Below are 8623 nucleotides of genomic sequence, written 5' to 3'. Positions count from 1 at the left end.
GCTTTGCTTGCTTCCTGTTGGAGCTACTGTTTCGATGATTCGTCCTAATGGGTCGTACTTAAAGGCTGTCGCTTGACCATTTGGATCTGTATAGAGTACCAATTTTTTATTGGCATCATAACCATAGCTACTTGAATGGCCATTGGCATCTGTCATTTTAGAGAGGTTGCCAAGGACATCATATTCGTAAGTGGAGGTATTGCCATCGGCATCCGACTCTGTCACCACTCGGTTGAGGGCATCGTAGCTATACTTGGTTTCACGTTTCAGATGATCGACGGTCTTAAGCAGATTGCCGTTTTGATCATAGTGATAAGTCTTGGTCTTACCTTCTTGGTCGGTTGAACTTGCGACATTGCCCATGACATCATAGGTGAAGGTTTCGCTGGTCTTATCTGCGTAGACCACCTTAGTCAGTTGGTTGTCACCATTATAGCTATATTGGGTAACCTCACCCAAGCTGTTGGTTAAAGTGAGACGATTTCCTGCCTTATCGTAGGTGTAGGTCTCATTGAGATCCTGATTATCTTTTTTGTTCACTACTCGGTTGGCGGCATCGTAGCTATACTCTGTTACCAAACCACTAGAATGCGTCTGCTTGATGAGACGATCAAGGGCATCGTATTCTTGTCTTACGGTAGTTCCGTCTGGAAGAGTCACTTCTTCCAGTTGAGCCGTTGAGGTATAGGTCATCTTAGTGACATTGCCATTGGCATCGATGACCTGAATCGGATAGCCCAGTTCATTATAGGTATACTGAGTCTTACCACCCAAGGCATCTGTCAATTCTGTCAACTGTTCCATCTGGTTGTAGGCCATCTTAGTGACATTGCCTAAACCATCTGTAATACTGGAAACTTGATTTTGGCCTGTATAAGTCGTGCTAGCAGTATAGCCTGCCGCATCTGTTAGGCTATTTTGATTGCCATTGGCATCATAGGTCATGCTGGTGCGGTGACCCAAGGCATTGGTTGTTGCGATCAGGCGCCCTGCCTTACTATATTCATAAGTCGTTTCTTTTCCAAGGGCGTCTGTCATGGACAGGATATTCCCCATCGCATCCAACACATATGAAACACTGCTACCATCTGGGTAAGTCACACCTGTCACATTTCCCGCTGCATCATAGGTATAGCTGGTAGTCTTTTTCTGTTTGGTTTCGCTAAGTTTATTTCCAACACTGTCATAGGTGTATGTCACTGTCTGACCTGCTTCATCGGTGTAAGATAGCACACGACCCATGATATCATAAGTAGTCTCTGCCTTTGTACCGATTGGATAAGAAACTGAGGTTACATTTCCTGCCGCGTCATAAGTATTTTGAGTAACTTGACCTAAAGCATCTGTGATAGTTTTAACGGCATTGTTTCTATCATCATAAGTCAAGCTGCTACTATTACCTACTTCATTGGTTCGAGTGACAATTCGACCCAACGCATCACGAGTAACGGTAGTTGTTTGCCCTGAAGCATTGGTTTCTGTTAGGAAACGACCCTTACTATCATATGTATAGCTAGTAGCGTGTCCTTCTGCATCAGTCACGGAAAGCTGGTTTCCAACACCATCATAAGTGTAACTATAGGTTCCACCTTCTCCATTCGAAGCACCGATTTTACGGCCAAAACCATCATAGGTGAAGGTAGTCGTATTACCATTGCCTTCTGTCACAGCTGTCACTTGACCTGCCTTATCAAAAGTATGGCTCGACCCAACACCATCGGCATCTTTTTCGCTCAGCTTGCGACCTTCTGCATCATAGGTGAAAGTCTTGGTCCCACCGAGAGGATTCGTAATGCTAGTGACTTGATTGTGTGCATTATAGGTAAAGGTTGATACGCCTCCCAAAGGATTAGTGAGGCTTACCAGATTCGCACCTTCATAGGCAAAGGAAGTTGTATGCCCCGCCGCATCTGTTGTAGACAAGATGCGCCCTTGCTGATCGACAGTATAGGTAATCTTAGACCCATCTGGCAATGTTGTCTGGATTAGATTGCCATTGGCATCATAGCTATGAACTGTTGATGCACCACTAAAGTCAGTGAGAGACAGAAGATGGTTCTTCTCATCATAGCTAGAAGTTTTTACCGCACCGTCGAAACGCGTTTCTGTTAAGGTGTTTCCATTGCTGTCATAGGTGTAGCGAGTTGTTTGCCCCGCTTCATTCGTCACGCTTGACAGACGGTTGTTTTCATCATACGTTTTTGAGACACTAGTTCCATCTGCATAGCGAATGCCAGTTGTGCGATATTGCTCATCGTAAGTATATACGGTTTGATTGCCATTTCCATCGGTAGTGATTGTCTGACCTTCACTATAAGAAAGAGTTGAAACAGCACCTGCACCATCTGTTTGCTTAATGACACGATTTTCCTCATCGTACTCGTTTTGGATAACCTTGGTCCCATTTCCATCATACCAGGCTGTCATACGTCCCTTATCGTCATATTCATAACGAGTAGGAACTCCCGTCGCATCCGTATAGGTGGTCAAATGACCATTCGTGTCATATTCATAGGTCAAAGTTGAGCCATTAGGGATTTGAATCGCACCAATATAGCCATCTGTATTATAGGTGATACTATAAACCAAGCTTGTAGGAGATGTGATCTTGGTCAGCTGGTAATTTTCATTATAATCAAAGCTTGTTTTATTACCTTTTTCATCCGTCTGGCTCGTTAAGAGTCCGTGATAGTTAAAGGTTTTCTCTTGATAATTGTGATCAACAATTCGGTATTCCTTTACATCATAGTCTTCTTTTTCGTCTCCGCCAAAGTCACCCTTCTTCGTTTCAACTGTTTTTACTTCGAGAGTGAGGTCATAGCCACTTGGAGCACGATATCCATCTCCATCCTTCGCAAACTTCAGGATGGAACCGTCTGTACGAGTATAGTAGATATTTTGATCTTCATCGCTTGATAACTGTTCATTAAAGGCAAATGACCAACCACGTCCAAAGAGACTATTGATGCCTGCTGCTTTAGAATTATAGGCGCGAGTAATTTCAAATTTACCGTCAACATCAGTGATAGAAACATCTGTTCGATCTAGGTAGAAATTCCCCGTGTTTAGATTGATTGGCTCAAATCCAAATTCACAGTGAAGGCCACGCCCCATTAAAAGCCTGTCTATTTCCGCCTTGGTGTTGGATGTCAAAGCTGGTGGATTATAAGGTTTGTCGGCATTCTTTCTTGGATTACGAATAAATAGGGTGTTGTTTTGCACAAGCATCATATCTTGGATACGATTATCGTAAGCAAGTTGATTGAGTGGTACTCCATAGTATGCCGCAATCTTTGGAAGGGTATCAAACTGGGTAACTTTGTAAATCAAGAAAGTATCACTTGATTTTTTACCACTAGTTTGACTATCCTTTTTACTCTCTGCGTCAATCGTATAAACCTTGTTTAGTTCAGGTTCTGTGAAAGGAACCTGTGTCTGCCAGTTTGAAAGTTTATCTTTATATTTGGTCGTTCCCTTTTCAAATGCTGCATCAAAGAAACTACTATCAGGGTATTTGTAAGAAAAACTTGCAGAGCTTTGTCCCTTGTAGTCTTTCGCAGTATCACTAAGATTGTAATCAACCTGAGCACCCGGCGTTGTCAGACCATCCGCAAAGACTCCCTGAAATTGCAACTTTCCTTTCTTATCTGTCTTCACCATTGTCCGAAGATTGATGGTTGTGTTCCCTATTGGATAATTAACATCAACTGGATCTGGAACGGACCAATTAATCGTCAAACTTGGAGCCTTGTCTGGAGTAAATCCAATCTGTCCTGCATTTTCTGCCGTCGCTTCGGTTGTGTAGAAAGCACCACCATCTGAGCCTTCGTCGGTTGCAGCTACAACTAGACCATAGTTTGGTTCCAAACCTTGAACCCATGCATTCACAGTCTCACGGATATCAAAGTTATGCATTCCAATCTTCTTACCACTAGTCGCGTTTTTTCCTGCAATTTCCATATCAAGGCCCACAGAAGTATCCCATGTGAGGTTATTGATATCGAAGTCTTGTTTCAAGCGATAAGCTGCAAACTGGGTTGATTGAGAATCTGGTGCCGTATATTCATAGATGTTTAGACTCGCACTATCAATACGCGCTTCCTTAGGAATACTCTTTTGAAAATCGTAATTAATCTTAAAGTACATCCTCGCGCGTCCGACATCACGAACACCTGGAACACCAGCCATTCCCATCATTTCAGCGGTCATATATCCAACATAACCATAGGCATAACCTTGGTATTGCCCATGTACAGATGAGGTAACAATGTCAAGAATTTTTTCTCGTGGAACTGTTACAGTCGGGTCTATCCGAACAGGATACTTACGTTCAGAATCAGACAACCACTCTTTACTAGCTGTGACTGTCACTTCATGACGCCCATCCCCTTTTTTCAATCCAAGGGTTAAGGCATTACTTGTAGCGCCTACACTATCCACCATCATTGGGGCAGTTAGTACAAAGAGGATCTTCGTTTCCCCCTTTTCACGGACAAGGATTTGATTGTCTTTCAAAGAAACATCATACTTAGATGCATCCAAACCATAAGTAAAGGAGTTCTTCCCACCCCACTCGGCTAAGATGATTTCTTCTTTGACTCCATTAGACTGTACCGTATATTGCACATCTGTTTTGCCATCAACATTGTTATATAAGATCGCATTCTTTTCTACAGTTGCTTGTTCGTATGTCTTATCAAGCGGATACAAAGAAATTTTATCATCCTTATGAGTAATATCAATGGGAGTCTCTTTTTTGACTTCGCTCGGAAGAACTACTCCTACTGGAGATTCTTTTGGTAGATAATAATGCTTCCCATTAGCATGATAAGAATATAGAGATAAATCTACAGGAACTTCTACCCCTTCTTTATCAATATATGTTTTGATATCACTACCAATATGCGTCACAAAGTGAGTATCATCAACCCGAAACAGTTGTTCTTGCCCACTAACCGCTACTGGTGCCCCGTATTGTTTTTTCAGCTCTGCCTCTTCCTTACTCTCTCCATTGGCCACTTTGGGCTGTTGAAGGGCGTCTCCTCCATCTTTTACTGGTTTTGATGAGGCTTCAGCACTTGTCGATCCTTCTGTATTCGCATTTTCAGAACCAACAGTCTGGCTACTCGCCTCTGTAACAGATTTTTTATAAGTTTCCTCAGCCTGGCCTTGTTTAATTGCTTGGTTTATTTCTTCCGCATAGATCAACGGCATATTAGAAACAAACAAACTCAGCAATAATAACCATTGTATGGACTTACGCAGTCTTTTCATCGGCATTCTCCTTTGTAAAATAAATAAAATAATAAAGTGTAAAAATTAAAATAAGAGCATCGCCGATGGATAAAACGAAAGAACCTAGTATTGGGAACCAAACAGCAATAGCTAAACAAAAGGCGACAATAAGCATGGATACCAGAACAGGTAGTCGCAATTGATCTACCCTACTTTTAATTGGTAAAGCTTTGTAAATACTAACCAGACTATAGGATAAGATTACTTTAAGAAAAGTTTGTACAATTGTAGTAAATGCCCAGATAGCAATCTTGACATGGCCATATTCCAAACTTGTATGATCGTATAAAACTTGACCCAAACCTCCGATGAGGATGCCACATAAAATTGCACTAAACAAGTAAATCAGAATAGTGTGATTTAAACGTTTATCTGATCGGTACTGCCTATAAAACCAGATTGTTATTGGAAAAATAAGAACTATTCCTATTATTAAAAATAGTAGGCTGAATAAGGTTAGAATGAGTGATAAACCTTCCTCGACTATCACAGGAGAAATCGCACCTGTAAATAGAAGGCGTTGCCCCACTCCTAAAAACAGTAAGCCGATAGCTAGTCTCCAAAACCTTGAGAGTCTTAATATTTTCATTATTCACTTGTCCTTTCTTTAACACTTTTTAAACGAGCAGTAACCACAAATCGTTGATCATTTCCAGTAGCATCACAGGTTGATAAGATTAAAAATCGATCTTTTTGAGGGTCAGTAGCAATCTGACGATAGAATCCCCCATAGTCTGATGTTCTTATCTGTAATGTTTCTAAATAATATCTGAGGCCTTCTCGACTTCCTAATTTGAATGTATGAAAAAGATGATCATCTGTATAAGAGTGAGCTGCCATCACCTCATATTCAAAATGTTGAGTCAAGGTGTCAATCGTAATACGTTCATGCTCCTTAAAAAAAGCTGGCTTCGCAAAATAATCTAAAGACCCAAACATCGAATCATCTAACATAGCATGTCCGTAGATAATCGTGACAGGATCTTCAAATGTTTTTTTGTTAACCAGCTCTGTAAATATAGCGCCATAATAGGTCTCTTCACCATCTATATCATGAGAAAGGTAATAAGCATCATCCCTTGGATGCTGAGCAACCGGGTAATCTATTCGAGTCCCTTCAACTGTTAGCCAAGCAAAGACATCTGGATTCTGATGAAACTTCTTCTCAACTGCGTTTTGAGAATGTTGTTCCACAGCCATCTGTTCAAGGCCATCTAAGACTTTTAAACCTAAAAATAACACCACAATTATTATAATTAGTGATAAACTAAACTTCAAAATTTTCATGTGCTCGCTCCCATACTATCATTGTATCAGAAATCTGTATGCTTTGTAAATCCATTTTTTGTATAAAACGCCTTTTTGTTACAATATTTAGGAATTTTTGTATTCCCCTATTGTAAAATGAAGCCTAACAGAAAAGATAGGTTCATCTAATATACTAGAATTACAAAACTCTATAATAAACGATGGATATGTTTATTTTTTGTTCTGATCAAAATTATTCATACAAACTCTGATTTCAAATTTATGCATCAGAAAGGATTGAAGCTTTTTGAAAGAATTCGTTACATTGACCCACTCAAAAAAAGAAATCCAAAATACTCCTAGCTATAAATCTGTAAAAATTTATTAAGTTATCTCAATAGACTTTAAAGATACTTAATTAACCATACGGACTAATTTGTCACGCTTGGCTTGACATTGCAAAAAAATTTCTTTCTCTTTTCAAAAATCCCGACTTGTGATAAGATAGGCTGGTATGCGTTTAGATAAATTATTAGCCCAGGAAAAAATCAGCCGTAAGGCCATGAAACAAGCTCTTTTGAAAAAAGAAATCTTTGTAGATGGACACGCTGCTCGTTCCCTTGCACAGAATGTTGATACTGGATTACAAGAGCTGATTTTCAAAGATAAAAAAATCCAAGGATATGAACACACCTACCTCATGCTCCACAAACCTAACGGAGTCGTGACGGCAAGCAAGGATAAAAAACTCCCAACTGTCATGGACCTTCTTCCTCAGCATCTCCAGTCTGACCAACTCTACGCCATCGGCCGTCTGGATCGGGATACGACGGGTCTCCTCCTCTTAACGGATAATGGTCCCCTAGGTTTTCAACTCCTCCATCCTCAGTATCATGTGGATAAAACTTACCAAGTAGAGGTCAATGGGCCACTGACTCCCGACCATATCCAAGAGTTTAAAGATGGGATTGCCTTTCTTGATGGAACTATCTGTAAACCTGCTCAACTTGAGATTTTATCCTCAAGTCCTAGTCTCAGCCAAGCCACCATTACCATCTCTGAGGGGAAATTTCATCAGGTCAAAAAAATGTTCCTCTCAGTCGGTGTCAAGGTCACTGCCCTAAAACGCACCCATTTTGGCCCTTGGAGTCTTGATGACAATCTCCAAGAAGGCGACTATCGATATCTAAACTCACAAGAATTGGCAATCATTCGTGACTTTCTTAGAAAAAGTGGTTAAAAAATGAGGTTGGGACAAAAAATCCCGACCTCACTTTTTATTAGCAATCAAACTTTGACGCGGTTGCTGATTGAACTTTTTGTTCGTCTTTTAGACTCCAAAAAGCTCCTAATCATCCTCGCGGGGCTGGGACTACGAAATCGAGACTTTGTCTATCGATTTCTGTCCTACCGCCATTTCTTATTTTTCAACTTTTACTTTCCCTGTCCAAGAATCCAATCCGTAAGAGAGGATATAGATTTCTGAGAAACCTTGTTTTTTCAAGAAAAGTGCTGCATTGGTGACGCGTTGCGCACGTTGGTTTTCGTAAAGAAGAACTGGTTTATCCTTGCGAAGAGCTGCAAGACTTGTCTTCAATTGATTTGAAGGAATATTACGAGCTCCAAGGATATGTTTTCTGTGGAAGTCAGCTGGATCACGCAAGTCAATTAACTGACCTGTACGAATCAAAGACTCAAACTCTGCATTGTCTACAATTTTCGCTGCACGACGAATGCGAAGGTAGTTGTATCCCATCCAAGCCAACATCGCTACAATAAGTCCCCATAATACCCAAGTTACCATATTACCTAATCTCCATTTTTTTCTAAATAGTCTAATTCTAGTTTGTGCTCTCTGCGAAGAACAGCTTCTGCTTCAAGATAATCTAGCTTGTCCATCAAGCCTGCATCATAAATCCGTGATAGTTCAATCTTCATCAGTTCAATGTCATAGAGACGTTTTCCCATATAAACAATGATACCGAACTGTTTTAGATATTGTTGCACATCGTAGAGTGTTTTCATAGCTCTCATTTTAGCAAATAATCAGAGTTTTTTCAATAGTTCCCAGGGAAGACTT

The 8623-nt window shown here is 40.5% G+C and carries 6 protein-coding genes; 1 reads left to right on the top strand and 5 read right to left on the bottom strand.

Going from position 1 to position 8623, the window contains the following annotated elements; translation table 11 throughout:
• The 3 genes from QEZ38_RS06010 to QEZ38_RS06000 form a co-directional block, all read right to left on the bottom strand.
• Positions 1-5274, bottom strand: a 5274-nt coding sequence (locus tag QEZ38_RS06010; protein WP_281335327.1) for a DNRLRE domain-containing protein, incomplete at its 3' end; no start/stop codon positions are given.
• Complete coding sequence (locus tag QEZ38_RS06005; RefSeq protein ID WP_281335326.1) at positions 5258-5884, bottom strand: hypothetical protein; 627 nt, start codon at positions 5882-5884, stop codon at positions 5258-5260. The genes QEZ38_RS06005 and QEZ38_RS06010, both read right to left, overlap by 17 nt.
• Positions 5884-6582 carry a class B sortase gene (locus tag QEZ38_RS06000; protein ID WP_281335325.1) on the bottom strand — a complete coding sequence of 233 codons (699 nt, stop codon included), beginning with the start codon at positions 6580-6582 and terminating at the stop codon, positions 5884-5886. The genes QEZ38_RS06005 and QEZ38_RS06000 overlap by 1 nt, the downstream gene beginning before the upstream one ends.
• 475 nt (positions 6583-7057) lie before the next feature.
• Between QEZ38_RS06000 and QEZ38_RS05995 the strand changes: the two genes are divergently transcribed.
• Positions 7058-7783 (top strand): pseudouridine synthase, encoded by a 726-nt coding sequence (locus tag QEZ38_RS05995; RefSeq protein ID WP_281335324.1) that lies wholly within the window; start codon positions 7058-7060, stop codon positions 7781-7783.
• A 180-nt stretch (positions 7784-7963) separates the two neighbouring features.
• On the opposite strand, the gene QEZ38_RS05990 is transcribed toward QEZ38_RS05995, so the two are convergent.
• Together QEZ38_RS05990 and QEZ38_RS05985 are read right to left on the bottom strand one after the other, a co-directional pair.
• On the bottom strand, positions 7964-8347 hold the full coding sequence (locus QEZ38_RS05990; RefSeq protein WP_049548145.1) for a rhodanese-like domain-containing protein: 384 nt from the start codon (positions 8345-8347) through the stop codon (positions 7964-7966).
• A gap of 5 nt (positions 8348-8352) precedes the next feature.
• Complete coding sequence (locus tag QEZ38_RS05985) at positions 8353-8577, bottom strand: YqgQ family protein (protein WP_049529907.1); 225 nt, start codon at positions 8575-8577, stop codon at positions 8353-8355.
• Positions 8578-8623 lie beyond the last annotated feature (46 nt).

It is taken from the genome of Streptococcus taonis (genome assembly GCF_029948085.1).
GTDB lineage: Bacteria > Bacillota > Bacilli > Lactobacillales > Streptococcaceae > Streptococcus > Streptococcus taonis.
Note: the sequence above shows the minus strand (reverse complement) of the source record. Positions and strands in the feature narration are given on the sequence as shown.